At 61.4% G+C, this 25,275-nt stretch carries 21 protein-coding genes; 6 read left to right on the top strand and 15 right to left on the bottom strand.

What is annotated here, in order from left to right; translation table 11 throughout:
• Position 1 precedes the first annotated feature (1 nt).
• From GZ092_RS12960 to GZ092_RS12950, 3 genes are all read left to right on the top strand, one after another.
• On the top strand, positions 2 to 790 hold the full coding sequence (locus GZ092_RS12960) for a hypothetical protein (RefSeq protein ID WP_293636972.1): 789 nt from the start codon (positions 2 to 4) through the stop codon (positions 788 to 790).
• Positions 791 to 1,371: 581 nt separating this feature from the next.
• The gene (gene fumC, locus GZ092_RS12955) at positions 1,372 to 2,769 is read left to right on the top strand and encodes a class II fumarate hydratase (RefSeq protein ID WP_293636971.1); all 1,398 of its coding nucleotides are present in this window, start codon (positions 1,372 to 1,374) and stop codon (positions 2,767 to 2,769) included.
• Between the two features lie 31 nt (positions 2,770 to 2,800).
• Positions 2,801 to 4,090, top strand: a complete 1,290-nt coding sequence (locus GZ092_RS12950; RefSeq protein WP_293636970.1) for a DUF2254 domain-containing protein — start codon at positions 2,801 to 2,803, stop codon at positions 4,088 to 4,090.
• 152 nt (positions 4,091 to 4,242) lie between these two features.
• On the opposite strand, the gene proX (GZ092_RS12945) is transcribed toward GZ092_RS12950, so the two are convergent.
• From proX (GZ092_RS12945) to GZ092_RS12885, 13 genes are all read right to left on the bottom strand, one after another.
• The gene (proX, locus tag GZ092_RS12945) at positions 4,243 to 5,253 is read right to left on the bottom strand and encodes a glycine betaine/L-proline ABC transporter substrate-binding protein ProX (protein WP_293636968.1); all 1,011 of its coding nucleotides are present in this window, start codon (positions 5,251 to 5,253) and stop codon (positions 4,243 to 4,245) included.
• 170 nt (positions 5,254 to 5,423) lie between these two features.
• Positions 5,424 to 6,440: a glycine betaine/L-proline ABC transporter substrate-binding protein ProX gene (gene proX, locus GZ092_RS12940; protein WP_293636988.1), complete on the bottom strand. Its 1,017-nt coding sequence runs from the start codon at positions 6,438 to 6,440 to the stop codon at positions 5,424 to 5,426.
• A gap of 168 nt (positions 6,441 to 6,608) precedes the next feature.
• Positions 6,609 to 7,625 carry a glycine betaine/L-proline ABC transporter substrate-binding protein ProX gene (gene proX / locus GZ092_RS12935; RefSeq protein WP_293636966.1) on the bottom strand — a complete coding sequence of 339 codons (1,017 nt, stop codon included), beginning with the start codon at positions 7,623 to 7,625 and terminating at the stop codon, positions 6,609 to 6,611.
• A 160-nt stretch (positions 7,626 to 7,785) separates the two neighbouring features.
• Positions 7,786 to 8,805: a glycine betaine/L-proline ABC transporter substrate-binding protein ProX gene (gene proX / locus GZ092_RS12930; RefSeq protein ID WP_293636964.1), complete on the bottom strand. Its 1,020-nt coding sequence runs from the start codon at positions 8,803 to 8,805 to the stop codon at positions 7,786 to 7,788.
• 58 nt (positions 8,806 to 8,863) lie between these two features.
• Positions 8,864 to 10,147 carry a glycine betaine/L-proline ABC transporter permease ProW gene (gene proW, locus GZ092_RS12925; protein WP_293636963.1) on the bottom strand — a complete coding sequence of 428 codons (1,284 nt, stop codon included), beginning with the start codon at positions 10,145 to 10,147 and terminating at the stop codon, positions 8,864 to 8,866.
• 16 nt (positions 10,148 to 10,163) lie between these two features.
• Positions 10,164 to 11,378, bottom strand: coding sequence for a glycine betaine/L-proline ABC transporter ATP-binding protein ProV (gene proV / locus GZ092_RS12920; RefSeq protein ID WP_293636962.1), 1,215 nt, complete (start codon positions 11,376 to 11,378; stop codon positions 10,164 to 10,166).
• Positions 11,379 to 11,995: 617 nt separating this feature from the next.
• Positions 11,996 to 12,343 (bottom strand): Na+/H+ antiporter subunit G, encoded by a 348-nt coding sequence (locus tag GZ092_RS12915; RefSeq protein WP_293636960.1) that lies wholly within the window; start codon positions 12,341 to 12,343, stop codon positions 11,996 to 11,998.
• 16 nt (positions 12,344 to 12,359) lie between these two features.
• The gene (locus tag GZ092_RS12910; RefSeq protein WP_363254496.1) at positions 12,360 to 12,635 is read right to left on the bottom strand and encodes a K+/H+ antiporter subunit F; all 276 of its coding nucleotides are present in this window, start codon (positions 12,633 to 12,635) and stop codon (positions 12,360 to 12,362) included.
• Between the two features lie 2 nt (positions 12,636 to 12,637).
• Entirely contained in the window at positions 12,638 to 13,171 is a 534-nt protein-coding gene (locus GZ092_RS12905; protein ID WP_293636956.1) for a Na+/H+ antiporter subunit E, read from the bottom strand.
• On the bottom strand, positions 13,168 to 14,817 hold the full coding sequence (locus GZ092_RS12900) for a monovalent cation/H+ antiporter subunit D (RefSeq protein ID WP_293636954.1): 1,650 nt from the start codon (positions 14,815 to 14,817) through the stop codon (positions 13,168 to 13,170). Before GZ092_RS12900 ends, GZ092_RS12905 begins: the two co-directional genes overlap by 4 nt.
• Positions 14,814 to 15,179 (bottom strand): Na+/H+ antiporter subunit C, encoded by a 366-nt coding sequence (locus tag GZ092_RS12895; protein WP_293636953.1) that lies wholly within the window; start codon positions 15,177 to 15,179, stop codon positions 14,814 to 14,816. Before GZ092_RS12895 ends, GZ092_RS12900 begins: the two co-directional genes overlap by 4 nt.
• Positions 15,176 to 18,034 carry a monovalent cation/H+ antiporter subunit A gene (locus GZ092_RS12890; RefSeq protein ID WP_293636951.1) on the bottom strand — a complete coding sequence of 953 codons (2,859 nt, stop codon included), beginning with the start codon at positions 18,032 to 18,034 and terminating at the stop codon, positions 15,176 to 15,178. The genes GZ092_RS12895 and GZ092_RS12890 overlap by 4 nt, the downstream gene beginning before the upstream one ends.
• Positions 18,035 to 18,167: 133 nt before the next feature.
• The gene (locus GZ092_RS12885) at positions 18,168 to 19,256 is read right to left on the bottom strand and encodes a calcium/sodium antiporter (RefSeq protein ID WP_293636949.1); all 1,089 of its coding nucleotides are present in this window, start codon (positions 19,254 to 19,256) and stop codon (positions 18,168 to 18,170) included.
• A 268-nt stretch (positions 19,257 to 19,524) separates the two neighbouring features.
• Between GZ092_RS12885 and acs the strand changes: the two genes are divergently transcribed.
• Positions 19,525 to 21,519, top strand: coding sequence for an acetate--CoA ligase (gene acs / locus GZ092_RS12880; protein WP_293636947.1), 1,995 nt, complete (start codon positions 19,525 to 19,527; stop codon positions 21,517 to 21,519).
• A 96-nt stretch (positions 21,520 to 21,615) separates the two neighbouring features.
• Here acs and GZ092_RS12875 read toward each other — a convergent pair whose 3' ends face one another.
• Entirely contained in the window at positions 21,616 to 21,930 is a 315-nt protein-coding gene (locus GZ092_RS12875; protein ID WP_293636987.1) for a c-type cytochrome, read from the bottom strand.
• A gap of 133 nt (positions 21,931 to 22,063) precedes the next feature.
• Here GZ092_RS12875 and GZ092_RS12870 point away from each other — a divergent pair, with 133 nt between their 5' ends.
• Positions 22,064 to 22,306, top strand: coding sequence for a TIGR04438 family Trp-rich protein (locus GZ092_RS12870; RefSeq protein ID WP_293636945.1), 243 nt, complete (start codon positions 22,064 to 22,066; stop codon positions 22,304 to 22,306).
• Between the two features lie 104 nt (positions 22,307 to 22,410).
• Here GZ092_RS12870 and ilvD read toward each other — a convergent pair whose 3' ends face one another.
• Positions 22,411 to 24,105 (bottom strand): dihydroxy-acid dehydratase, encoded by a 1,695-nt coding sequence (gene ilvD, locus GZ092_RS12865; RefSeq protein ID WP_293636943.1) that lies wholly within the window; start codon positions 24,103 to 24,105, stop codon positions 22,411 to 22,413.
• A gap of 106 nt (positions 24,106 to 24,211) precedes the next feature.
• On the opposite strand from ilvD, the gene GZ092_RS12860 reads away from it, so the two are divergent.
• A complete protein-coding gene (locus GZ092_RS12860; RefSeq protein ID WP_293636941.1) occupies positions 24,212 to 25,144 on the top strand; it encodes a LysR family transcriptional regulator in 933 nt (310 codons plus the stop codon).
• Positions 25,145 to 25,275: the final 131 nt, after the last annotated feature.

Genomic DNA, 25,275 nt, shown 5'->3' with positions numbered 1-25,275 from the left:
TGTGGGAACAACTACAGTGACATCGGCACACCAGAGTGACATAGCAAGCTACGGCTTAGTTTTTGTGTTCGCAATGCTAGCTCTGACGGGTGTCTTTAGTAAGGCACCAATGTCGGTTTTGGGTAGTGTATTTGGCGCAGTAATTGCGTTCCCGTTTATCCATGAGTCATCATGGTTTCGAAAAGTAGATCCAAATTTCTCCCGATCACGTCTGTACGGGATTTGTGCCATCCTGCTTGCCGCCTCGCTCTATGGTTTCTCAGGTCATCTGTCTGCTGATGCCGATATTAGAGCAAGTGCTAAAGCTGAAAAACAGGCTCGGCTTGATGCAAAAACCAGGGAAGTTGGCCCGAACTCCACTGCTGAAGATGACGATCAATCGGAACAAGCGAAAAATAGGCGCCAAGAACAAAGGCGGAAGGACGCTGCAAATTTTTCGGTAGAGAAACAGGCACGTGCCCGTCATCTCAAGGCGATTTTTACGTGCGGTTTTCCTGGGGTAAATCACGTATCAATGATTAGTTGTATCGGCACCGGCCAGCACGGAGTAACGACAGCGCTAGAAATACGGAATGGAGATTCATATAACCTGTACACAGATTACACCTACGCAAGCATAGGAAAAGAAACGCGTGAAGGATTTCTTGTAGATTTGAAAGATGTGTTTGAGATCAAAATTCAGAACAACTCTGAATTAATTCTCGGTCTGACGATTACTGATGTTGAAACGGGGGAAAAATTTTACGAAAAGAAAGTCACGCAATTTGGCGTACTTGCAGTCCATAACTAGCGGACGCAATCAGGCTGCGTTTTTATGGACTTACTTTATAAAAGTAGGGAATGACGTAGTGCGCGAGTTGAAGAATGGCCTGGGGTTTTCTCGAGAAAAATTGCCACATCAACTTCATTTGGATAAGCGCGGCATTGGCCCGTGAAACGGGATGCCGATATGCATTCAACTCCGGATTAAAAAGTTTGGTACTTGCATTCTGCACAGCATCAGTACACGCTGCCTTACGCTGGCCCAAGCCGCTATGGCTCTGACGCTCTACGAGTCAACTTTTTGCTGATGTATTGAATGGGTCCAAAGCCCGCCAAATAGACGCTTCCACTACGCTGCCCGTACGCTTCCTGCACACTGAGCTGAACGCTGGTGGAAGCCGCTTGCCGTGACGCTTTCACTAACTGCTGACTTAGCTGATGTACTGCAGGGCGGCGGCAACGGATTCGATAAGGTCGGCTTGTTTGATGGTGGTCATGGAATTGAGTGGGTTGGAGCAACTCCCGTTGACGGGGCTTGCTTTTGATTACTTTTATTAGCGGCTATGCTGAAACGATCACCCTCCATTTTGACAGGTCAGGCCTTACACCATGAGTACAACCGCCAGCATGCGCAGCGAGCACGACACCTTCGGCCCCATCGATGTTCCGGCCGACCGGCTGTGGGGTGCGCAGACCCAGCGATCCTTGCAGAACTTTGACATTTCCGGCGAACGCCAGCCTGTCGAGCTGATCCGGGCGCTGGCGAAGATCAAGCGGTCATCGGCGCTGGTCAACCAGGCACTGGGCCTGCAGGACGCGAAAAAAACCCGGGCCATTGTGGATGCGGCCGATGAAGTCATTGCCGGCCGGCATCCCGACGAGTTTCCCTTGGTAGTCTGGCAGACTGGTTCGGGCACGCAGACCAACATGAACATGAATGAAGTGCTGGCCAACCGCGCCAGCGAATTGCTGGGCGGCGAGCGCGGCGATGCCCGGCTGTTCCATCCGAACGACGACGTGAACCGCAGCCAGTCGAGCAATGACGTGTTTCCCACGGCGATGCATGTGTCGGCGGTCATCGGCATCACCAACCGGCTGCTGCCGGCGCTGGAAAAACTGCGCAGCACGCTGGCGCAGAAGGCGCTCGACTTTGAAGGCATCGTGAAAATCGGCCGCACGCATTTGCAGGACGCCACGCCGCTGACGCTGGGCCAGGAATTCTCGGGCTACGCGGCCCAATTGGCGCATGGCGAAAAGCATGTGCGCGATGCCTTGCCGCACCTGCATGAACTGGCGCTGGGCGGCACCGCTGTCGGTACCGGTCTGAATGCACCGAAAGGCTATGCCGAGCAGGTCGCGGCCGAACTGGCGCAACTGACCGGCCTGCCGTTTGTCACCGCGCCGAACAAGTTCGAGGCGCTGGCCTCATGCGATGCGCTGGTCCACGCCCATGGCGCGCTGAAAACCCTGGCCGCCAGCCTCATGAAAATTGCCAACGATGTGCGCTGGCTGGCCAGCGGCCCGCGCAGCGGCATTGGCGAACTCAGCATTCCCGAGAACGAGCCGGGCTCGTCCATCATGCCGGGCAAGGTCAACCCGACGCAAAGCGAGGCGCTGACCATGCTGGCCGCGCAGGTGTTTGGCAACGACGTGGCGATCAACTTTGGCGGTGCGTCGGGCAACTTCGAGCTCAACGTGTTCCGGCCGATGGTGGCGTACAACTTTTTGCAAAGCGTGCGCCTGCTGGCCGATGGCATGGTCAGCTTCAACGACCACTGCGCCGTGGGCATCGAGCCGAACCGCGAGCGGATTGCCGAGCTGGTGAGCCGCTCCCTGATGCTGGTGACGGCGCTGAACCCGCACATCGGCTATGACAAGGCCGCTTTCATTGCCAAGAAGGCGCACAAGGAAGGAACGAGCCTGCGCGAAGCGGCGCTGGCCTCGGGCCATGTCACGGCAGCGCAGTTTGACGCCTGGGTCGATCCGGCCAGGATGGTCGGCCAATAGGCAGGCAGGCGGTCCGGGCGATACTGCTGCCATGTCGGAAAAGCTTCTCTACCTTTTGCAGCGGCTGTTGCGCAAAACCTGGGTGCGGTGCGCGCTGTTTTCGCTGGCGGCCCTGCTGGCCGTGACGCTGGCCAAACTGCTCGGGCCGCTCATTCCCGAAGACATTGCGTTCAAGCTGGGCTCCGAATCCATCGGCAGCCTGCTCAACATCCTTGCCACGAGCATGCTCACCGTGGCGGTTTTTTCTGCCAGCACCATGGTGTCCTCGTTTGCGGCTGTGGCCAGCACCGCCACGCCGCGTGCGTCCCAGCTGTTGATCGAAGACAGCACCATCCAGAACACGCTGGCCACTTTTGTCGGGGCTTTTTTGTACAGCGTGATTGCCCTGGTCGGGCTCAATGCCCAGGTTTATGGCGGCGGCGGGCGCCTGGTGCTTTTTGGTTTCACCCTCCTCATTTTGCTGGTGGTGGTGATCGTGCTGCTGCGCTGGCTGGACTATCTGTCGGTGCTGGGCCGCGTGGGCGAAACCATCCGCCGGGTCGAAGAGGCCACCATCAAGGCCATGGCGCAACGCCTGCACAAGCCCTTCATGGGCGGGCTGAAGCAAGCACCAGGCGCCAGCGGCGAGCACATCCTGCATTCCCCGACCACCGGTTTTGTGCAGCATGTCTCAATGGACATCCTGCAGGACTGCGCGCAGCAAGCCGATGCCATGATGTACCTGCATGTTCAGCCGGGGGATTTCGTCGAAACCTCGACAGTGATCGCCAGCAGCACCAAAGCGCTGGGTGGCCAAGGCTGCAAGGCAGTGTCCGATGCCGTGTTGATTGGCCCGGCAAGGACTTTTGACCATGACCCGCGCTTTGGTTTGCTGGTGATGGGCGAGATTGCGGCACGCGCCTTGTCGCCGGCGGTGAATGATCCCGGCACCGCCATCGTGGTGCTGGCAACCGCCGTCAGGACGATGATCTACTGGGTCGATGAGCAGCGGGCGCAAATCAGCTCCATGCAGGAGGATCACTCCGACGCCGGCCATGCCGAGTTCGACCAGGTGTCCGCGCCGAATTTGCACGAGGCGGGCATGTTGACCGATGTGTTTGATCCGCTGGCCCGGCATGGCGCGCTGGCGGTGGATGTGGGCGTGGCGTTGCAGCACGCGCTGGCCTCCCTCAGGCGGCTGAACCATACGGCCTTCAACCCGACGCTTGATCAGCTCTCCCGCGATGCGATCCGGCGTGCCGAGCATGCAGGCCTTTTCGAGCCCGATCTGGAGTGCCTGCGCGAAGCCGCGCTGGCAGAGCGCCAGGCCAGGCCGGGCTGAACCAGTTGCGGCAGGTGCGACGACTACTGGACCACAGCCAGCAAGGGGCCGCGCCGCAAAACAGGATGGCAGCCGCCAAAAAAAAACGCTGCCGCTATGGTTTGAATAGCTGACAGCGCCCGTCCTGCTTGCGCAGAAGGCATTATTAATGCTTATTTGGCAGCGGCCATGGCTTGTGCGATCCAGCCGTCAAAGGTTTTCTGGTGTCCCTTGATCCAGCCATCGGTATGGCGTTCGATGTCGCGCTGCTTGTTCTCGCCGTCATTCAGGCGCCTGTTTTGCGAGCTGATGTCGCCAATCGGCAGCACCATGATTTCAAACAGCTTGGCAGCGGCCGGGTTTTTCTCGACAAACACCTTGTTGGCCACGATGTACTCGTTGTTCACCGGAAAGCCGTAGTTGTTGCCGTTGGACATTTTGGTGTCGGTGCCGGCCTGCACGCCGGGCATGGCCGAGAACGGCACTTCCAGCCACACCGACTCCTGGCCGGGGCGCATCACGTTGCTCAGCCAGTACGGTGTCCAGGCGTAGTACAGCACCGGCTTGCCGGCCTTGAAGCGGGCCACGGTGTCGGCGATCAGCGCCGGGTAGTTGCCCTGCGTGTAGGTGACGGTGTCGCGCAGCTTGAAGGTGGTGAGCTGGTGCTCGACCACGGCTTCCCCGCCCCAGCCGGCACTGGGGCCGACCAGGTTGGCCTTGCCGTCGCCGGTGGTGTCAAACAGCCTGGCCAGCTTCGGGTCGGTCAGCTGGCTGATCTTGGTGATCTTGTACTGGTCGGCAGTTTTCTTGTCGATCATGTAGCCCTGCGCCGCACCTGCCGAGTAAACGCCCTTGCGCGACAGCTTGGCGTCGCCACCGGCGTTTTTATAGAACTCGGCGTGGTGCGGGTTCCAGTGGTTGGCCATGAACGTGGCATCGCCGTTGGCTACGGCAATGTGCGCCGTGGGGTAGGCGACTTCCTTGATCGGGCTGACGTCGTAGCCGAGCTTTTCCAGCGCGCGGCTGACCAGCAGCGTCTGAAAGGTTTCTTCAACCAGGTTGCTTTGCAGCGGCAACACCTTGACGCCTTTGCCGGGCAGGTCGGCGGCAACGGCATGCGTCGCCAGGCCCAGGGCGAGCAGGCCAACAGCGAGCAGGGTGTGGGTGAAATTGCGGGTGTTCATCATTCGGAATGATCCTTTGTGTCAGGAGCGGGGAAAGGGCCGCCAGACGAGTCCGAAAAGATGCCACCTGCTATTTGTTCTTATTCGATAGCGGATGGCGTTTTACGGACGCGGATTAACGGCGGGATAAAGGCAGGGTTGCCTTGTTTTTTGACACTGTTCGGCAGTAACTATGTTTTAGCAACATCCAGGGCCTGCGCAATCCAGCCATCGAAGGTTTTCTGGTGCGCCTTGATCCAGCCATCGGTGTGGCGCGCGATGTCTTGCTGCGAGCCCTGGCCGCTGTTCATCAGCTGGTTCTGGGCGTTGACGTCGCCGATGGGCAGGACCATGACTTCAAACAGTTTGCCAGCCGACGGGTACTTTTCGACGAAGGCCTTGGTCGCCACGATACGGTGGGTGTTCAGTGGAAAACCGTAGTTTTTGCCGTTGGGCAACTTGGTGTCCACCTTGCCCTGATTGTCGGGCAATGCGGTGAACGGCACTTCCAGCCAGGTGACTTCCTTACCGGGACGCAGTACGCCGCTCAGCCAGTACGGCGTCCAGGTGTAGTAAAGGACGGGTTTGCCTTCCTTGTAGCGCGCCAGGGTGTCGGCGATCAGGGCGGCGTAGTTGCCTTGCATGTGGGTGACGGTGTCGCGCAGCTTGTAGGCGGTGAACTGGTGTTCCAGCACGGCTTCGCAGCCCCAGCCGGGGTTGCAGCCGGTCAGGTTGGCCTTGCCGTCACCGGTGGTGTCGAACAGCTTGGCCAGCTTGGGGTCCCGGAGCTGGTCAATGCGGGTGATGTTGTATTTTTCAGCGGTTTTTTTGTCGATCAGGTAGCCTTGCGCGGCGTTGGACACGTAGCTGCCCAGGCGCGCCAGCTTGCTGTCGCCGCCGGCATTTTTGTAGAAGTCGGCGTGCAGCGGGTCCCAATGGTTGGCCATGAAGGTGGCGTCGCCGTTGGCAATCGCGATATGGGAGGCCGGGTAGTCGACTTCCTTGATGGGCTGCACGTCAAAGCCCAGTTTTTGCATGGCGCGGCTGGCCAGCAGGGTCTGAAAGGTTTCTTCGGCGGTGGAGCTTTGCAGCGGCTGCACCTTGACGCCTTTTCCGGGAAGGTCGGCAGCGGCATGGGCGGCCAGGCCGAGGGCCAGCAGGCCTGCGGCGACCAGTGTTCGGGTGAAGTTACGGGTGTTGATCATCATCATCTTTGTGGGGGGTCCTTTTGAACTGAGGTGAGGCCAGGGCAGGGCGGGCAGGCTCTCCGGTAGCGGAAATCATTGCCCGCGCCTCGCGCATTTCCAGAGGACACCAGCGCTATTCATTAGATAGCTGCTTGTTTAATCCGGGTGAGCGCGGGAGGCTTGTTTGGCTTATTTCTTGGCAACAGCCATGGCTTGTGCGATCCAGCTGTCAAAGGTCTTTTGGTGGCCTTTGATCCAGGCATCGGTGTGGCGCTCGATGTCTTTTTGCGTGTTTTCGCCGTTGTTCATGCGCTGGTTCTGGGCGTTGATGTCGCCGACGGGCAGGCTCATCACTTCAAACAACTTGGCAGCCGACGGGTTCTGGTCGGTGAATGTCTTGTTGGCCACGATGCGCTGGGTGTTCAGCGTGAAGCCGTAGTTCTTGCCATTGGGCAACTTGGTATCGAGCTTGGATTGCGCGCCGGGCAGGGATGAGTACGGCACTTCGAGCCAGACCACCTCTTTGCCGGGACGCAGCACGCCACTGATCCAGTACGGGGTCCAGGTGTAGTACAGAACCGGCAGGCCTTTCTTGAAGCGCGTGATGGTGTCGGCCATCAATGCCGAGTAGGTGCCCTGCGCATGCGAGACGGTATCGCGCAAGCCGAAGGCGGTGAGCTGGTGCTCGATCACGGCTTCGCAGCCCCAGCCTGGATTGCAGCCGGTCAAGTCGGCCTTGCCGTCGCCTGTGGAATCAAACAGTTTGGCCAGCTTGGGATCTTTCAGCTGGTCGATATGGGTGATCTTGTATTTTTCAGCGGTCTTTTTGTCGATCAGGTAGCCCTGCGCGGCATTGCTGGAGTACACGCCCTTGCGAAACAGCTTCGCATCGCCGCCGCCATTTTTGTAGAAGTCGGCATGCAGCGGGTCCCAGTGGTCAGCCAAAAAGGTGGCGTCGCCGTTGGAAATGGCAATGTGACCGGTGGCGGGTTCGATTTCCTTGATCGGCTGCACGTCAAAACCCAGTTTTTCCAGCCCACGGCTGACCAGCGTGGTCTGGAAAATTTCTTCGGCAATCGCGCTTTGAATCGGTTGAACCTTGACGCCTTTTCCGGGCAGGTCAGCGGCGGCGTGGGCAGCCAGGCCAAAGGCCACCAGGCTTGCGGCGACCAGGGTTCGGGTGAAGTGGCGGGTGTTGATCATCATCTTTTGAGGGATTCCTTTTGGGCTGAGGTAAGGGAAGGGCTGGCAGGCTGACCGGACTCAACAGTCACTGCCTGCCTCTGACCCATTGACGCAAGGCGCAAGTGCTATTGATTAAATAGCTTCTTGCGCAATATGGACGGGCGCTAGCGGCGGTTTTGGCTTATTTTTTGGCAGCGGCCATGGCTTGTGCAATCCAGCTGTCAAAGGTCTTTTGGTGGCCCTTGATCCAGGCATCGGTGTGGCGCTCGACGTCCTTCGGCTGGTTCTCGCCGTGGCTCATGCGCAGGTTTTGCGCATTGATGTCGTTGACCGACACCTTCATGACCTCGAACAGCTTGCCGGCCGCCGGATTTTTGGCCACAAAGTCTTTGTTGGCCACGATGTGCTGCGTGTTCACGACAAAGCCGTAGTTCTTTCCGGAGGGCTGCTTGGTGTCCATCTTGGCTTGCTCGCCGGGCAGCGAGGAAAACGGCACTTCCAGCCACACCACGTCCTTGCCCGGGCGCAGCTCGGCGCTTACCCAGTACGGTGTCCAGGTGTAGTAGAGGATGGGTTGGCCCTGCTTGAAGCGGGTGATGGTGTCGGCCATCAGCGCCGAGTAGGTTCCCTGCTTGTGCGACACGGTGCCGCGCAGCTTGTAGGCGTCAAGCTGGTGCTCGATCATGGTCTCGCAACCCCAGCCGGGTGTGCAACCGGTCAGGTCGGCCTTGCCGTCGCCGTCGGTGTCAAACAGCTTGGCGAGCTTGGGGTCCTTGAGCTGCCCGATGTTGGTGATCTTGTAGGCATCGGCGGTTTTCTTGTCCATCAGGTAGCCCTGTGCAGCATTGTCCGAGTACACGCCTTCACGCGAAAGCTTGTCCTTGCCACCGGCGTTCTTGAAGTAGTCGGCATGCTGCGGATTCCAGTGATCGGCCATGAAGGTGGCGTCGCCGTTGGAAATGGCGATATGCGCCGTGGGGTATTCCACTTCCTTGATGGGCTGCACGTCATAGCCAAGCTTTGCCAGCGCGCGGTTGACCAGCAGTGTCTGGAAGGTTTCTTCGGCCAGCGAGCTTTTGAGGGCCTGCACCTTGATGCCCTTTCCGGGCAGGTCGGCGGCGCTGACGGTCGTGGCGGCCAGTCCCAGGCTCAAGAGTCCGGCGGCAAGCAGGGTGCGGGTGAAATGGCGGGTTGTCATCATTTGAAAGTTTCCTTTTGAGTGAGTGAAATCAGCGGAGGGTGCAGTAATGCCAGAAGCATCAATGCGTGGCTGGCGTCAGGCCGGGCGAGGCCTGCACCGTCTGGGATGCCGGTTCGGCTTTGGCGGGGGCTTCAGACTTGTCGGCGCGGTTCACCAGCAACCAGACCAGGCCGGCCGGGCCGGTCTGCCACCAGTGGCGCACACCACGTCGTGGCTGGCCCAGGGACTGGGTGATGCGGTCCAGCGTGATGGCCAGCAGCACAATGCCCAGGCCGCCGACGGTGGCCAGGCCCATGTCAAGCCGGCCAATGCCGCGCAGCACCATCTGGCCCAGGCCGCCCACGGCGATCATCGAGGCGATCACCACCATCGACAGCGACAGCATCAGCGTCTGGTTGACACCGGCCATGATGGACGGCATGGCCAGCGGCAATTGCACCTTCACCAGCATCTGAAATGGCGAGGCGCCATAGGCGCGGGCGGCCTCGATCAGGTCGGGCCGCACCTGGCGAATGCCCAGGTTGGTCAGGCGGATCAGCGGCGGCAGTGCAAAGACGATGGTGACAATCACGCCCGGAACGTTGCCAATGCCGAACAGCATCACCACCGGCACCAGGTAGACGAAGGCCGGCGTGGTCTGCATGGCGTCCAGGATCGGTCGCATCACGCGCATGGCGCGGTCGCTGCTGGCCAGCAGGATGCCCAGCGGCAAGCCCACGACCAGGCAAAACGCCAGCGAAGTCAGCACCAGCGACAGCGTCACCATGGCTTCGGGCCAGATGCCCAGCATCGCCACCAGCAGCAGCGACACGACGGCGCCAATGGCCAGCGCGCGGCCGGTGAACTGCCAGGCCACCAGGCCGATGAAGGCAATCATCGCCAGCGACGGCACGCTTTGCAGCAAGCCTTCAACGCCGGTCAGGGTGCTGTCGATCGGCACGCGCACGGCCTGGAAAAAGGGACGGAAGTTGTCGACCACCCAGGCCAGGCCACTGTTGATCCAGCTCTCGACGGGCAGCGAGCCGTCCCACAGTTGCTGGATCTGAAAGCCGGTGACGGCGTCGGTGTCTATGGTCGGCGCATCAAGCCAGTCGGTGGCGCCGCTGACAGCGTCTGTCGGTTGCGTGGCGGTTTGCCACGCGTCTGCTGGGGGGCTAGCCGGGGCGCCTTCGATGGGCATGCCCCAGGCGTCAAGCTGGGCCGACGCGGCATTGGCGCTGTCAATGGCCGGAGCGGACTCTATCGGCATGCCCCAAGGATCGAGTTGCGGTGGTGCGGTTGCCGTCGCAGGCGTTGCACCATCGACGACGGCCAGGATGCTGGAGGTGTTGGTTTCGTTCATAAGCGTTCTTTCAGGATCACTGTGCCGGCACGGAAGGGGTGTCGCGGTCAAGGAATTTCAGCAGGGTGGTCTTGCTGATGGAGCCATAGAATTTGCCGTTACCGTCTGTCACTGGCACCGGGTAAGGGCACTGCGCCACCTGGCCATACAAGTCGTTGACTGAATCGTCAGCGGCAATTGGCAGCACATCCGGCAGGAATGCATGCGCCAGGCCCAGCGGTCCGACATGGCCGTGCAACGCCTTGCGCAGTGATTCCGCCGATACCACGCCAAGGTACTGCTCTTTAGGGCTGACCACATAGGCGTAGTCACGGTCCCGGTCTTCCAGCATCTTGAGTGCGGCACGCGAGCCGCTGCTGGCATGTTCGGCGACCACGACCTGGGACTTTCGGGCAATGTCGGTGGCCTTGAAGACCGCTGCGGCATCGACTCCATGGGTGAAGCTGCGCACATAGGCGTCAGCCGGGTTGCGCAAAATCTCGTCCGGCGTGCCGACCTGCACGATGTGGCCATCCTTCATGATGGCAATACGGTCGCCGATGCGCATGGCTTCGTCCAGATCGTGCGAGATGAAAACGATGGTGCGGCGCTTGACCTGCTGCAGACGCAGCAGCTCGGACTGCATTTCGGTGCGGATGATCGGGTCGAGTGCTGAAAACGCCTCGTCCATCAGCAAGATGGACGGGTCCGACGCCATCGCCCGGGCCAGGCCCACGCGCTGCTGCATGCCGCCTGACAGTTCGTCCGGATAGCTGGCACCCCAGCCGGCCAGGCCAACCTGTTCGAGTGCCTGCTCGGCTGCGGCGTGGCGCTCGGCGCTGCTCACGCCAGCCAGTTCCAGGCCCAGCGCGGTGTTGTCGCGCACCGTCATGTGCGGCATCAGCGCGAACGACTGGAACACCATGCTGATGTCCTTGCGGCGCAAGGCACGCAATTCTTTGTCCTTCAGTTGGCTGATGTCGGCGCCATCCACCAGGATGCGGCCCGCTGTGGGCTCGATCAGCAGGTTGAGGAGGCGCACCAGCGTGGATTTACCTGAGCCCGACAGGCCCATGACGACGAAAATCTCACCTGCTTCAATCGTCAGGCTGGCGTCGAAAACGCCGATGGTGGCGCCTGTTTGAGCCAGAATTTCTTCTTTGGTACAGCCTTGGCTGACGAGATCAAGTGCGGCTTGCGGGCTGTCCCCGAAAACCTTGAACACATGGTCGATGATGATTTGTTTGGCCATGCAGGCGTACTCTCTGTTATACGTTGAAAGGAATAATCAACTTGCCGGCACGAATGCCATGCAGGAAGCTCCGGAAATTTGTCCCGATCTGATAATTACGCCCGGGTGCAATACAAACGGGGCTGCAGAAAAGGCGCGGGCACATTGCTGTCACCCGTCGGCGTCCATGCCATGAAACGTGCTTCAGTAAAAAGGCCTGTACAGAACACTTTTTTAGGGCGCATGCGCTGTGCGATGCACGGCGCTAACTGTAAGAAAAAAGATTCAGTTGCCGAGACAGAATCCACAATACGCTGCTGGCATATGGCTTTGTAGGAATTTGACTACATGCTTGCCAGTAGTAAGGCGGATGCGAATTATAGCTATTAGCTATTTAAAAGTCAATAGTCATGGCTTTTGAGCCCGCCAGAAAGAGTTCGGGCGGTGTCCAGGTCAGAACTTTTCGTCTGTTCTTACTATCAAAAAAATAGCATCTTGCGCTTGTCTGGCATGCGCAAGGTGCTAAAAAGGCTTAAAAACCTGACTGCTTTAGCGACGGGACAGTGATCGCATCCGATTCAGACCGGGGGAAATGAAAAACACGCCTGGCTACCAGCAGGACATATGCTTTTGCAGGTTCAGGAAGTCTGGCGTTCGGGCACGGAATTTTTCGGCGGCGCTGCCTTGCCAGGCACCAGCAGGTGCAGCGCCGCCTGCGCCATCATGTTGGCCGAAACGGGGGCGGTCACAAACACGAACAGTGTGATCAGCAGTTCTGCAAAACCTGCGCGCCCCTGGTCGGTGGCCAGCAGCATGCTGGCCACCAACAGGCTGCCGATGCCCAGCGTGGAGGCCTTGGTTGGCGCATGCAGTCGCATGAAAAAGTCGGGCAAACGGGCCAGCCCGACGGCGCCCACCAGCAGGAAAAAAGATCCCACCAGCAGCAGGGCGGCCGCCAGCCCTTCAATAACAGCGTGAAAGTTCATGGTCATGCCTTCTGCTTCATTCGATGACGTCGCCGCGCGTCAGGTAGCGTGCCAGCGCCACGGTGGAGACGAATCCCAGCATCGCCATGATCAGGGCCGCTTCGAACAGCAGCGCAGTGTTCAGGCGAATGCCCAGCAACACCACCAGCGCCACGGCGTTGATGTAAAGCGTGTCGATGGCCAGCACGCGGTCGATGACGTGCGGACCGCGCACCAGGCGCCACGCGCACAGCACCAGGGCCAGCGACACCGCGCCCGTGGCGATGTCCAGCGCCAGCGCCAGGAGGTTGATGTTCATGGGCTTTCTCCTTTTGGCATGGTGGGTGGAAGGGACTCGAAAATGGCCTGCAGCGGGCGCTCGTAGCGCGCCTGGATGTCGGCCACCATCTGCGCGGGATCGGTGCAGTTCAGTGCATGAACCAGGATATGGTGGCCCTGCTCGTCGATGGTGCACGACACCGTTCCGGGTGTGGTGGTGATGATGCTGGCCAGCAGTGAAATGGCGGTGGGGTGGTTGAGCGCCAGCGGCACTGTGACCCAGGCGGGCTGCATTTTTGACATCGGCCCCAGCACCAGCCGGGCCACGGTGATGTTGGACGCCACGATGTCCCACAGCACGACTCCCAGCAGCCGCACCGCCGGCAACATGCGCATCGGCCCGGAAACCGGCAAAAAACCATGCAGCAGGCGCGGCACGACAAGGCCGATGAGGACGGCTGAAATCAGGTGAAAGGGTGCCAGTGTGTGTTGCAGCAGCAGCCAGCTGACCGCCAGCAGCAACGACAGCCAGGGGTGGCCGAACCAGCGTGACTTTTCTGTGTTGTTCATGGCTTGCCTTTGGGTGCCGGCAAGATCACTTCGCCTTCGCCGCCCCGGTAGGGCCGGGTGGTGTCGGCCGCCGCGCCGCCCACGGGGCCCAGCACCGCTTGCGCGTAAGCGGCACGGTCCGCCAGTTGCAGCGCCGCCGCATCGGTGTAGCGTTTGAGCGGCGAGGCCGCCACAGCCAGCAGCAGGCTCAAGGCCAGCAGGCCCAGCGTGGCACGTGTCAGGCGCAAACTGGTGCCCGCGCTAATCGACCGCCCGCTGGTTGGCCGTTCGGGCAGGACGTTCCAGAACAGGATCGAACCGGCGCGCGCCAGGCCGATCAGCGTCATGATGCTGGTCACCAATACCACGCCCCAGACCCAGGCATGGGCAGGCGTCAGCGCCGCGCTTTCAAGAATCATCAGCTTGCCGAGAAAGCCGGGCAGTGGCGGCAGGCCGGCGACCGAAGCCGCGCCCAGTAGCGTCATCATTCCGAGCAGGATGGGCTGGGCCACAGGCGCGGCAGGTTGCAGCCGGTCGCCTGAATCGCCCCGCTGTGAAGCCACCAGTTCGACCAGCATGAACAGCGCCGCTGCCACCAGCGTGCTGTGCATCGTGTAGTAAAGCGCCGCCGACAAAGCCTCCGGCGTGTAGAGGCCGACACCGGTCAGGACGGTGCCGACCGAGGCCACGGTCAGGTAAGCCACCAGCCGCGCCAGGCTGTGCGCGGCGAGTGCGCCCAGCACGCCCAGTGCAATGGTCAGCAGCGCCGCCGGCAGCAGCCAGGGTTGAGCCGCCAGCGCGGCATGACCCGCGCCATCGCCCAGCATCACGCCATGCACGCGGATGATGCTGTACACGCCAACCTTGGTCATGATGGCAAACATCGCGGCGACCGGCGCACTGGCAGCGGCGTAGGCGTTGGGCAGCCACAGATAGAGCGGCACGATGGCGGCCTTCAGGCCGAACACCACCAGCAGCACCATGGCGCCCGCCTTGAACAGCGCAGCCTGCTCGGGGCCGAGCCGGCCGACGCGCAGCGCCAGGTCCGCCATGTTCAGCGTGCCGGCCACGCCGTAAATGATCGCCAGGCCGACCAGAAAGAGCGCCGATGCCACCAGGTTGAGCACCACGTAATGCACGCCTGCCTTGAAGCGCTCCTGGCCCTGGCCATGCACCAGCAGCACATAGGAGGCGATCAGCAGCACCTCGAAAAACACGAACAGGTTGAACAGGTCGCCGGTCACGAAGGCGCCCGACAGGCCCATGAGCAGAAAGTGGAACATGGTGTGAAAGTGCCGTCCGCGCGCGTCCCATCCGCCAGCGGCATACCAGAGCACCGGCACCGCAATGGTCCAGGTAAGCGCCAGCATCATCGCGCTCAGGCGGTCCACCACCAGCACGATGCCAAAGGGCGCGGGCCAGCCGCCCAGGGGGTACACATTGAGCGAACCCAGGGCGGCTTCGGCCATCAGCCGCCAGGCCAGCACGGCGCCCAGCACCACCGACGAGAAGCTGAGCAGCCGCCGGCGTTGCAGCAGCCGCCCGCCGTGGTTGGCTTCGCCGCCCTCGTCGCCCATCAGCAACAGGGCGACGGCGGTGAACATCGGCAGCAGTACTGGCAGCACCGGCAGGTGCGTTTCAAAAAAGAGGCTCAGGAGTTCACTCATGCGGCGTCGTTCCGGGCAGGGCCGGTGCGGTGGCCGGGCTCATGGCCGTCCACATGGTCGCTGTTGGTTTCATGGCGGCTGCGCAGTGCCAGTTCCACCACGAAGCCGGTGGTGGCAAAGCCGATCACGATGGCCGTCAGCACCAGCGCCTGCGGCAGTGGGTCGGCCACGCGTCCGGTGGCGGAAAGAATCGGCGCCGCATCCTGCCAGAGCCGGCCCATGGCGAAGATGAACACGTTCACCGCATAACCCAGCAGGCTCATGCCCAGCACGACGGGCCAGGTGCGCCCGCGCAGGATCAGGTAGATGCCGGCGGCGGTGACAGCGCCAATGCCGCTGGCTACGAGGAATTCGAGGCTCATGGTTGAACTCCGCTGGAAGGGGTTGAGGGTGGGGCTGCAGCGCTTTCGCGGCTGACGTTGCCCAAACTGGACAGCGTCAGCAGCGTCGCGCCGACAACGGTGATGTACACGCCCAGGTCAAACAGCGCAGCGGTGGCCAGCGGCAACTCGCCCAGTAGTGGCACAGAAGGGTGGCCATGAGCGCTGGTCAGGAAAGGCTGGCCCAGCGCGAAGGCGCCGATGCCCGTGAGCCCGGCGATGCCCAGGCCCATGCCGATCCAGCGCACGAAGCGGCTGCCGCCATCGGCCCGCAGCAGCGCCTCGGCGCGCGACTGGCCCATGGCCATGTATTGCAGCACCAGCGCCACGGCGGTGATCAGCCCGGCAATGAAGCCGCCGCCGGGCTGGTTGTGGCCGCGCATGAAGATGTAGAGCGTTACCACCAGCGCCAGCGGCAGCAGCATGCGTGCGGCTACGCGCAGCATCAGCGGCTGCGTGGCAAAGGTCCACGCCAGGCCGCTGCTGTCCGCCGCCGGGCGGCGTGCGCGCATGCCGTCCATCAGCGCCAGCACGCCGACGGCGGCAATTGCCAGCACGGTGATTTCGCCGAAGGTGTCATAGCCCCGGAAGTCCACCAGGATCACGTTGACCACATTGGTGCCGCCGCCGGCCACGGCCGAGTTGTTCAGGAAATACCAGGCAATCGAGTCGTGGTCGCGCGTCAGCATCACCCAGGCCAGCCAGGCCATGCCCGAGCCGCCGGCCAGCGCCAGCACGCCATCGCGTAGCCGGCGTGTCAGGGTGGATTCGCGCGGCGTTTGCCGGGGCAGCAGCGCCAGGCCCATGAGCAGCAGCACGGTGGAAACGACTTCAACCGTGAGTTGCGTCAGCGCCAGGTCGGGTGCCGACAGGCTGACGAAGGTGAGGGCGGTGACCAGGCCAATCACCCCGGCCACGACGACTGACTGGAAGCGGTCGTGGTGGCGCAACACCAGCCATGCACACGCCATCAGCAGCACACCCCAGAGCACCAGCGCCGGCAGGGTGACGGGCAGCAGCGTGCGCGATCCGGTGCCCGGCGCATCGCCAAGCAACAAGGGCGTAGCCGCCACCACCAGGGTGGCGATCAGCATCCAGGCAATGTAGCGTTGCAGGGAATAGGTCTCCAGCAGCGCGGTGATGCGGCCTGCGCTGCCAAACAGGCGGTCGATGCCGCGCGTGAACAGCTTCAGTCCGGTCAGCAGGCCGAACCAGTTTTCAGAGTTCAGGCGGTGCAACCGGCCGCTGCGCGCCAGCGTGAAATACAGCGCTGCACCACCGGCCAGCGCCAGCACGCTCAACAACAGCGGCAGGTTGAATCCGTGCCAGATCGCCAGGTGGAATTCAGGCGGTGCGGTGCCGAGCATGGCGGTGGCGGCCGCCAGCACCATCGGCCCGAGCAGCAGCGACGGCAGGATGCCAACCGAAATGCAGACCAGCGCCAGCAGGATCACCGGCATTTTCATGCCCAGGGGCGGCTCATGCGGCTGTGACTTGGGCATGTCGCGCGGCGGTCCATTGAAGAAAATGTCGTGAACCAGCCGCACCGAATAAGCCACGCTGAGCAGCGCGGCCAGCGTGGCAACGGCCGGCACCCCCCAGCGCCAGCCGCCCGCCTGGGCGAAGGTCACGCTCTCGGTCAGGAACATTTCCTTGGACACAAAACCATTGAACAGCGGCACGCCCGCCATGGCCGCCGCCGCCACCATCGCCAGCGTTGCCGTCCAGGGCATGAGATGGCGCAGGCCGCCCAGCAGGCGCATGTCGCGCGTGCCGGTTTCATGGTCGATGATGCCGGCAATCATGAACAGCGAAGCCTTGAAGCTGGCATGGTTCAGGATGTGGAACAGCGCCGCCACCGCCGCCAGCGGCGAGCCCAGGCCGATCAAAAACGTGATCAGCCCCAGGTGGCTGATGGTTGAGTAGGCCAGCAAAGCCTTGAGGTCGTGCTTGAAAATCGCAATGAAGGCGGCAAACGCCATGGTCACCAGTCCGGTGGTGCTGACCAGGCCGGCAAACAGCTCGGTGCCGCCAATGACCGGCGTCAGGCGGGCCAGCAAAAAGATGCCGGCCTTGACCATGGTGGCCGAATGCAGGTAGGCCGACACCGGGGTCGGCGCCGCCATGGCTTGCGGCAGCCAGAAGTGAAACGGGAACTGCGCGCTTTTGGTGAAGCAGCCGAGCAGGATCAGCAGCAATGCGGCGGGATAAAGAGGATCGGCCTGGATGACCGCGCCCTGGCCCAGCATCTGGCTCAACTCATAGGTGCCGGCGATCTGGCCCAGCAGGATAAAGCCGCCCAGCATCGCCAGGCCGCCGCCGCCGGTGATGGCCAGCGCCATGCGCGCGCCGTCGCGCGCGTCGGCCCGGTGCTGCCAGTAGCCGACCAGCAAAAACGACGAGATGCTGGTGAGTTCCCAGAACACGATCAGCAGCAGCAGGTTGTCCGACAGCGCAATCCCCAGCATTGCCGCCATGAACAGCATCAGCGTGCTGTAGAACTTGCCGACCGGATCTTCCTTGCCAAGGTAGAAATGCGCGTACAGGATGATCAGCAGGCCGATGCCGGTGATCAACAGTGCGAACATCAGCGACAGTCCATCCAGCCGCAGGCCCAGGTTCAGCCCGATTTCCGGCACCCAGGGGATGAAGTCGTAGAGCACCTCGCCGCGCATGACCGAAGGCGTCTGCCAGAGCAGCAAGGCCAGACAGGAAGCAGTGATGGCCGCAGCCAGCCAGGCCGTGCGGGCGCGATAGCTGGCGCACCGTTGGGCGCCGGACCAGCCGGTTGCCAGGGTGCCCGCCAGCAGGGGCAGGAAGATGATCAGTAGTAACAAAGGCTGGCGTTTTCTCTGGTTGGCTGATGATTCATTTTGGCTGGAAATTTTTTGAGACTGATCGTTGGCCATCCAGGGATGACCTGGTTTTCAGGGCGCTGATGCCTTACACCAAGCCCGCATGCGGACTTGCTCAAGCCTTGGTGTCCGCGCGGGTGCCGCGCTTGATCAGCACCACGACCAGCGTGATGACCGTGATCGGAACCACGAAACTCATCATGGCTGTCGATAACAAGCCCAATGCCGCATGCTGCTGCGTAGCCAGAATCAGGTAGGTCACATAGGCCAGGTAGTAAAGCAGGAACACAGTGCCCTCCCAGCGTGCAATTTCGCGTCCGGTCATGAAGACCGGCAGGCAGGCGAGGGAAACGGCAATCATCACCCAGATGTCGAAATTCAGGATGGCCGCCGGCACGGCCAGGCCGAGGTCGCCCGACACGATTCCTGACAAGCCGAGGCAACCCAGGATATTGAAGCTGCTGCTGCCCACCACATTGCCAACTGCGATGTCGCGCTCGCCCTTGATGGCGGCCATGACCGAGGTGGCTACTTCGGGCATGGACGTTCCGGCGGCCACGATGGTCAGGCCAATCACCAGGTCGCTCACGCCCAGCGCCTTGGCAAAAATGGTCGATGCCGTGACCAGCCAGTCCGAACCGAGTACCAGCAGGCCGAGGCCTGCAAGGATCAGCAGCAGTTGGACCGGCAGTCTGGCGTCCCAGCCACCGGTCACGGCAGGCTTGACTTCTGCCGCATATTGCTCCTGCGCGCTTCGGGTTTCGGCGCGTGATTGAATGATCAGGAATATTGTGTAGGCCAGCAGCAGTGCGAACAAGATCGCGCCGTCGAAAAAACCGAGCCTGCCGTCCAGGCAAAGCGCCAGGAGGAGCAGGGATGCGCCAATCATGATCGGCACTTCCTGGCGGATCAGCTGGATATTGACCACCAGCGGGGTGATCATGGCCGACAAACCCAGGATGAACAGCACATTGAAGATGTTGCTGCCGACCACGTTGCCAATGGCGATGTCGGTCTGGCCGTTCAGCACCGCGCCCGTCGATACCGCCATTTCGGGCGCACTGGTGCCGAAAGCCACAATGGTGAGGCCCACCACCAGCGGCGAGATGCCGAACGACAGCGCCAGCTTCGAGGCGCCCCGCACCAGCAGCTCAGCCCCCAGAACCAGTCCGATCAGGCCACCTATAAAGAGCAGGACGGTCATGTGAAGTCTTCTGAAGGGTTTGGTGGAAACTCTGGCGGTGCGACATCATGCTCGGTTGCAGCAACTCCACCATCGGGCAGAAGGGCGTGGCGGCGTGAGTTTTGGTGGGTGGGTAGAGACATGGGGCAAACCGTTAGCAGAGGCTGGGAATTGTAGGGTGCACATAACTCCTGCCGAATCGCATGGATTAAGCGTGAAGCACGTCAGTGGCCTGTAAGTGCGAAGGCCGAAAGTACGCTCGATTCAATGACCCAAGGAGACATGATTAATGAGCACCCCTGACAATTCCATCCAGTCCACATTGGTTGAAAACCGCGTGTTTCCACCGAGTGATGCCACCGTGAAGGCTGCCCGCATTTCCGGCATGGAAGGCTACAACGCCCTGTGCACCGAAGCCGCCAATGATTTTGAAGGCTTCTGGGCCCGGCTGGCACGTGAGAACCTGAGCTGGAACAAGCCGTTCACCCAGGTGCTGGATGAATCCAATGCCCCGTTTTACCAGTGGTTTGCAGATGGCGAGTTGAATGCTTCCTACAACTGCCTGGACCGCCACCTGGGCACGCCGACCGAAAACAAGAAAGCCATCATTTTCGAGAGCGATGACGGCAAGGTCACCAACGTCACCTACAAGGAACTGCATGCCAGGGTCAGCCAGTTCGCCAGCGCGCTGAAGGAAATGGGCGTGCAAAAGGGCGACCGCGTCGTCATCTACATGCCCATGACGATTGAAGGCATCGTTGCCATGCAGGCCTGTGCCCGCATCGGCGCCACGCATTCCGTGGTGTTTGGCGGCTTCTCAGCCAAGAGCCTGCAGGAACGCATCCAGGATGCCGGCGCCGTCGCCGTCATCACCGCCAACTACCAGCTGCGCGGCGGCAAGGAACTGCCGCTCAAGGCCATCGTCGATGAAGGCATTGCGATGGGCGGCTGCGATTCGATCAAGAACGTGATCGTCTATCAGCGCACCCCAACGGCTTGCAACATGGTCGAAGGCCGCGATGTGCTGATGCATGAAGTCGCCGCCAGGGCCAACCCGGTGTGCGAGCCCGAGTTTGTCGGCGCCGAGCATCCGCTGTTCGTGCTGTACACCTCCGGCTCCACCGGCAAGCCCAAGGGCGTGCAGCACAGCACCGGCGGCTACCTGCTGTGGGCCAAGCTGACCATGGACTGGACGTTTGACCTGCAGCCGTCCGACGTTTTCTGGTGTACTGCCGACATTGGCTGGATCACCGGCCACACCTACATCACCTACGGCCCGCTGGCCGCTGGCGCCACACAGGTCGTCTTTGAGGGCATCCCGACCTACCCGAACGCTGGCCGCTTCTGGCAGATGATCGAAAAGCACAAGGTCACGATCTTCTACACCGCGCCCACTGCCATACGCTCGCTGATCAAGGCTGCCGATGCCGATGCCGCCGTGCATCCGGACCGCTCCGACCTGAGCAGCCTGCGCATCCTGGGCTCGGTCGGCGAGCCGATCAATCCCGAAGCCTGGATGTGGTACTACAAGAACATCGGCCATGAGCGCTGCCCGGTGGTCGACACCTTCTGGCAGACCGAAACCGGCGGCCACATGATCACGCCGCTGCCCGGCGCCACACCGCTGGTTCCCGGCAGCTGCACGTTGCCGCTGCCCGGCATCATGGCCGCCATCGTCGATGAAACCGGCAACGACGTGCCCAACGGTTCGGGCGGCATGCTGGTCGTGAAACGTCCCTGGCCTGCCATGATCCGGACCATCTGGAACGACCCGGAGCGTTTCAAGAAAAGCTATTTCCCCGAAGAAATGGGCGGCACGATCTACCTGGCTGGTGACGGCGCAGTGCGCAATATCGACAATGGCTATTTCCGCATCACCGGCCGTATTGACGATGTGCTGAACGTGTCGGGCCACCGCATGGGCACGATGGAAATCGAATCGGCGCTGGTGGCGCACCCACTGGTGGCAGAGGCCGCCGTGGTCGGCCGTCCCGACGACCTGACCGGCGAAGCCATCGTGGCATTTGTGGTGCTCAAGCGCTCACGCCCTGAAGGCGACGAAGGCAAGGCGATTGCCAAGGAACTGCGCGACTGGGTGGGCAAAGAGATTGGCCCGATTGCCAAGCCGAAAGACATCCGCTTTGGCGACAACCTGCCCAAGACGCGCAGCGGCAAGATCATGCGCCGCCTGTTGCGCGGCGTGGCCAAGGGCGAAGCCGTGACGCAAGACACCTCGACGCTTGAGAATCCGGCCATCCTGGAGCAGCTGCTGCAGAACCTGTAAGCCTTTTACAGGCCAGCCATTGAAAAAGCCCGTCAATTGACGGGCTTTTTTACGTGCTGCGCCCTGAGTCCAGTGCGCTTCAGTTGCTGCTCGAAGTTATTTTTGCGCCAGGATCCAGGCGACCAGTTGCTTGGCCTCGGCGGGCGTGACCTGCGCATTGGCCGGCATGGGCACGGGCCCCCAGACACCGGCCCCGCCCTTGAGGACCTTGGCCTCCAGTTTCGCCACGGCATCTGCCTGTCCTGCATATTTGGCCGCCACGTCCTTGTAGGAAGGTCCAACCAGTTTTTTGTCAACGGCGTGGCAGGCCATGCAGTTTTTGGCCGTCGCCAGTTGCAGGTCAGCCATGGCCGGAGCGCTGACGGTCCAGGTTGCCACCACGGAAGCAATTGTCAAAAGAATGCGTTGCAGTTTCATGGGTTGTCCTCATTCGTAAAGGGTGATGGATTCGGTTACAGTGATTTAACGCGATTGTAGGGGTGGCAGTTGACCCTGAGACTTTGCCAAAATCCGTAGATGGCTTGCCCGATTTGAGGAGTTCAGCATGTATTTGTTGTTGGTTGGCATTTTGGGCCTGGCCCTGAAATACCTGGAAATCGAACCGGTGGCCGGTTTGAGCTGGTGGCTGATTTTGTCGCCGTTTGCGCTGGCTGTCATCTGGTGGGCATGGGCTGACGCATCAGGCTATACCAAGCGCAGGGAAATTAAAAAAATGGATCAACGCAAGCAAAAACGCATTGACAGGCAGCGCGCGGCCATGAGCCTGACATCCAAAAAAAGGCCTTGAAATCGTCGCTTTGTTCCCGGAATGCGGCTGACTTGGAGAAAGTAAAAAGCCCGTGAAGTTTGTAACTCACGGGCTTTTTTTCAGCGCAGTTCAGCGTTCAAGTATCAATAGTCATCCAGCACGGCACCCTTGCTGGCGCTTGATGCATTGAACGCAAACTTGGCCTGCACGCCGCGTGTGTAGCGCGGGGCCGGGGCCGTCCAGCCGACCTTGCGGCTTTCAAGTTCGGCGTCGCTGATGTTGAGTTGCAGCAGCAGTTGTTTGGCATCAATCGTGATCGAATCGCCTTCGCGGATGAATGCAATGTTGCCGCCAGCCGCTGCTTCGGGCGCGACGTGGCCAACGACCATGCCCCAGGTGCCGCCCGAAAAACGCCCGTCAGTGATCAGTCCGACGCTTTCGCCCAGTCCGGCGCCAATCAGCGCGCCCGTGGGTGCCAGCATTTCAGGCATGCCGGGGCCGCCCTTGGGGCCGAGGTAGCGCAGCACCATCACATCGCCCGCCACGATCTTGCCGGCCAGAATCGCCTTCAGGCCGGACTGCTCGTCCTCGAACACCCGCGCCGGGCCGGTCATGACCGGATTCTTCAGGCCGGTGATCTTGGCCACGCAGCCTTCAGGCGAGAGGTTGCCTTTCAAAATTGCCAGGTGGCCGTGGGCATACATCGGCTTGTCGATCGGACGAATCACGTCCTGGTCGGCGCGCGGCGCATCGGGCACGTCCGCAAGCACTTCGGCAATGGTCTGGCCCGAAATGGTGAGGCAGTCGCCATGCAGCAGGCCAGCGACCAGCAGCATTTTCATGACCTGCGGAATGCCGCCGGCCTGGTGCAGATCGACCGCCAGGTATTCGCCTGAGGGTTTCAGGTTGCACAGCACCGGGGTTTTCTGGCGCACACGCTCGAAGTCGTCAATCGTCCATTCGACGCCGGCCGCATGGGCAATCGCCAGGAAATGCAGCACCGCATTGGTCGAGCCGCCGGTCGCCATGATGACGGCCACGGCGTTTTCAATGGATTTTCGGGTGACGATGTCGCGGGGCTTGATGTCTTTCCTGACCGCCTCGATCAGCACCCTGGCCGACTCTTTGGCCGAGTTCAGTTTTTCGTCATGCGGATTGGCCATGGTGCTGGAGTAGGGCAGCGAAATGCCCAAAGCCTCGAAGGCGCTGGACATGGTGTTGGCGGTGTACATGCCGCCGCAGCTGCCGGTGCCGGGAATGGCGCGGCGCTCGATCTGCAGCAGGTCTTCGTCGCTCAGGCGGCCGGCGGCGTTTTCCCCAACGGCTTCGAACACGCTGACGATGTTCAGGTCCTTGCCCTTGTAGTGGCCGGGCAGGATCGTGCCGCCATAGACATAAATCGCCGGCACGTTGGCGCGCAGCATGCCCATCAGGCCGCCAGGCATGTTCTTGTCGCAGCCGCCGACCACCAGCACGCCGTCCATCCACTGGCCCTGCACGCAGGTTTCGATGCAGTCCGAAATCACTTCGCGGCTGACCAGCGAATATTTCATGCCTTCGGTGCCCATGGCCATACCGTCCGAAATCGTCGGCGTGCCGAACACCTGCGCATTGCCGCCGGCTTCTTCAATGGCGGCAATGGCCGCATCGGCGAGCTTTTGCAGGCCGCTGTTGCACGGCGTGATGGTGCTGTGCCCGTTGGCCACGCCGATCATGGGTTTCTTGAAATCGCTTTCCTCGTAGCCCATGGCGTAGTACATGGAGCGGTTGGGGGCGCGCGACTTGCCCTCGGTGATGTTGGCCGAGCGGCGGTTGATGGCGATGACTTTGGTTTCCATGGGCTTGGCCTTGATGGGTTGTGGAACTGACGCGAAGCGCCAAGTATCCGCGCTTTGAATGATTCTTTCCAATCCATTATTCATGCTGTATTAATATCTGCTGCATATGAAAGAACAGCCATCGACGGACGCGCGCACGCCCCATTTGATCGAGCTTCGTCTGTGGCGACAGTTTCTTGCGGTGGCCGAAGAACTGCATTTCAGCCGGGCCGCGCAACGTTTGAACATGACCCAGCCGCCGCTGACCCAGGCTATTGCACAGCTGGAAGCGGCTCTGGGGCTCAGGCTGTTTGACCGCACCAAGCGCAGCGTGCAACTGACGGCGGCGGGCGCGGCATTGGTGCCCGAAGCGCGCGACCTGCTGGCACGCGCCAGTGCCTTGCCGGTTTTTGCACGCGCCAGCGCCGACGGCGAAGCAGGGCGCTTGCGGCTCGCTTTTGTCTCGACGGTCGGGTTTGATGTGCTGCCGCGCTGGGTTCGCGCCTTTCGGGAGCAGCATCCCAAGGTGCAGCTCGAACTGATTGAAGCGACGGGCGACGTGCAGCTCGAAGCCATCGGGCGCGGTGAAATTGACGCTGGCTTCATGCTGCATTCCCCCGGATTTGCACCGCCCGGCCTGGTTTCCCAGCTGATCGCCCGGGAGTCGCTGGTGGTCGCCGTGCCCGCGCAAAGCGCGCTGGCCGCCAGCGATAAGCTCACGCTGAAGGACTTGTTCGACCAGCCGCTGGTGATTTTTCCGCGCCGTATTCTGCCGTCGCTGTACGACGCCATTTTTGCGATGTACCACGCGGCTGGCTACCTGCCGCGCGTGGCGCAGGAAGCCATCCAGATGCAGACCATCGTCAACCTGGTGTCCGCTGGCATCGGGGTCGCCTGGGTGCCCGACAGCGTGCGGCAGTTTCAACGGCCGGGCGTCGTCTATCGCAAAGCCGGCGTCGCCAAAGGCCAGGCCGTGCCGGGGTGCGAGACCAGTCTGGTGCGGCGCCCTGGCGTTGCCAGTCCTGCGCTGCTGCGCTTCATGGCGTTTGCACCGGGCTGACCGTTTCGACGGACCGAAAGGAGCAATATACCTGTCTGGCGATGGCCGCAAGTTGACGTCTGCAAGATGCATGAAGGACAAAAGGCGTAACGTAGAGACCAGGCAGGGACAAAAAATTACGCTTGTTGCCT

Source organism: Polaromonas sp. (assembly GCF_010365105.1).
GTDB lineage: Bacteria > Pseudomonadota > Gammaproteobacteria > Burkholderiales > Burkholderiaceae_C > Polaromonas.
Note: the sequence above shows the minus strand (reverse complement) of the source record. Positions and strands in the feature narration are given on the sequence as shown.

Coding starts and splice junctions, on each gene's coding strand:
- proX (WP_293636966.1), bottom strand. CDS start 7,625: ATGATGATCAACACCCGCCACTTCACCCGAACCCTGGTCGCCGCAAGC.
- proX (WP_293636988.1), bottom strand. CDS start 6,440: ATGATGATCAACACCCGTAACTTCACCCGAACACTGGTCGCCGCAGGC.
- fumC (WP_293636971.1), top strand. CDS start 1,372: ATGAGTACAACCGCCAGCATGCGCAGCGAGCACGACACCTTCGGCCCC.
- GZ092_RS12905 (WP_293636956.1), bottom strand. CDS start 13,171: ATGAACAACACAGAAAAGTCACGCTGGTTCGGCCACCCCTGGCTGTCG.
- GZ092_RS12895 (WP_293636953.1), bottom strand. CDS start 15,179: ATGAGCCTCGAATTCCTCGTAGCCAGCGGCATTGGCGCTGTCACCGCC.
- proV (WP_293636962.1), bottom strand. CDS start 11,378: ATGGCCAAACAAATCATCATCGACCATGTGTTCAAGGTTTTCGGGGAC.
- GZ092_RS12870 (WP_293636945.1), top strand. CDS start 22,064: ATGTATTTGTTGTTGGTTGGCATTTTGGGCCTGGCCCTGAAATACCTG.
- ilvD (WP_293636943.1), bottom strand. CDS start 24,105: ATGGAAACCAAAGTCATCGCCATCAACCGCCGCTCGGCCAACATCACC.
- GZ092_RS12900 (WP_293636954.1), bottom strand. CDS start 14,817: ATGAGTGAACTCCTGAGCCTCTTTTTTGAAACGCACCTGCCGGTGCTG.
- GZ092_RS12950 (WP_293636970.1), top strand. CDS start 2,801: ATGTCGGAAAAGCTTCTCTACCTTTTGCAGCGGCTGTTGCGCAAAACC.
- GZ092_RS12885 (WP_293636949.1), bottom strand. CDS start 19,256: ATGACCGTCCTGCTCTTTATAGGTGGCCTGATCGGACTGGTTCTGGGG.
- GZ092_RS12915 (WP_293636960.1), bottom strand. CDS start 12,343: ATGAACTTTCACGCTGTTATTGAAGGGCTGGCGGCCGCCCTGCTGCTG.
- proW (WP_293636963.1), bottom strand. CDS start 10,147: ATGAACGAAACCAACACCTCCAGCATCCTGGCCGTCGTCGATGGTGCA.
- acs (WP_293636947.1), top strand. CDS start 19,525: ATGAGCACCCCTGACAATTCCATCCAGTCCACATTGGTTGAAAACCGC.
- proX (WP_293636968.1), bottom strand. CDS start 5,253: ATGAACACCCGCAATTTCACCCACACCCTGCTCGCTGTTGGCCTGCTC.
- GZ092_RS12860 (WP_293636941.1), top strand. CDS start 24,212: ATGAAAGAACAGCCATCGACGGACGCGCGCACGCCCCATTTGATCGAG.
- proX (WP_293636964.1), bottom strand. CDS start 8,805: ATGATGACAACCCGCCATTTCACCCGCACCCTGCTTGCCGCCGGACTC.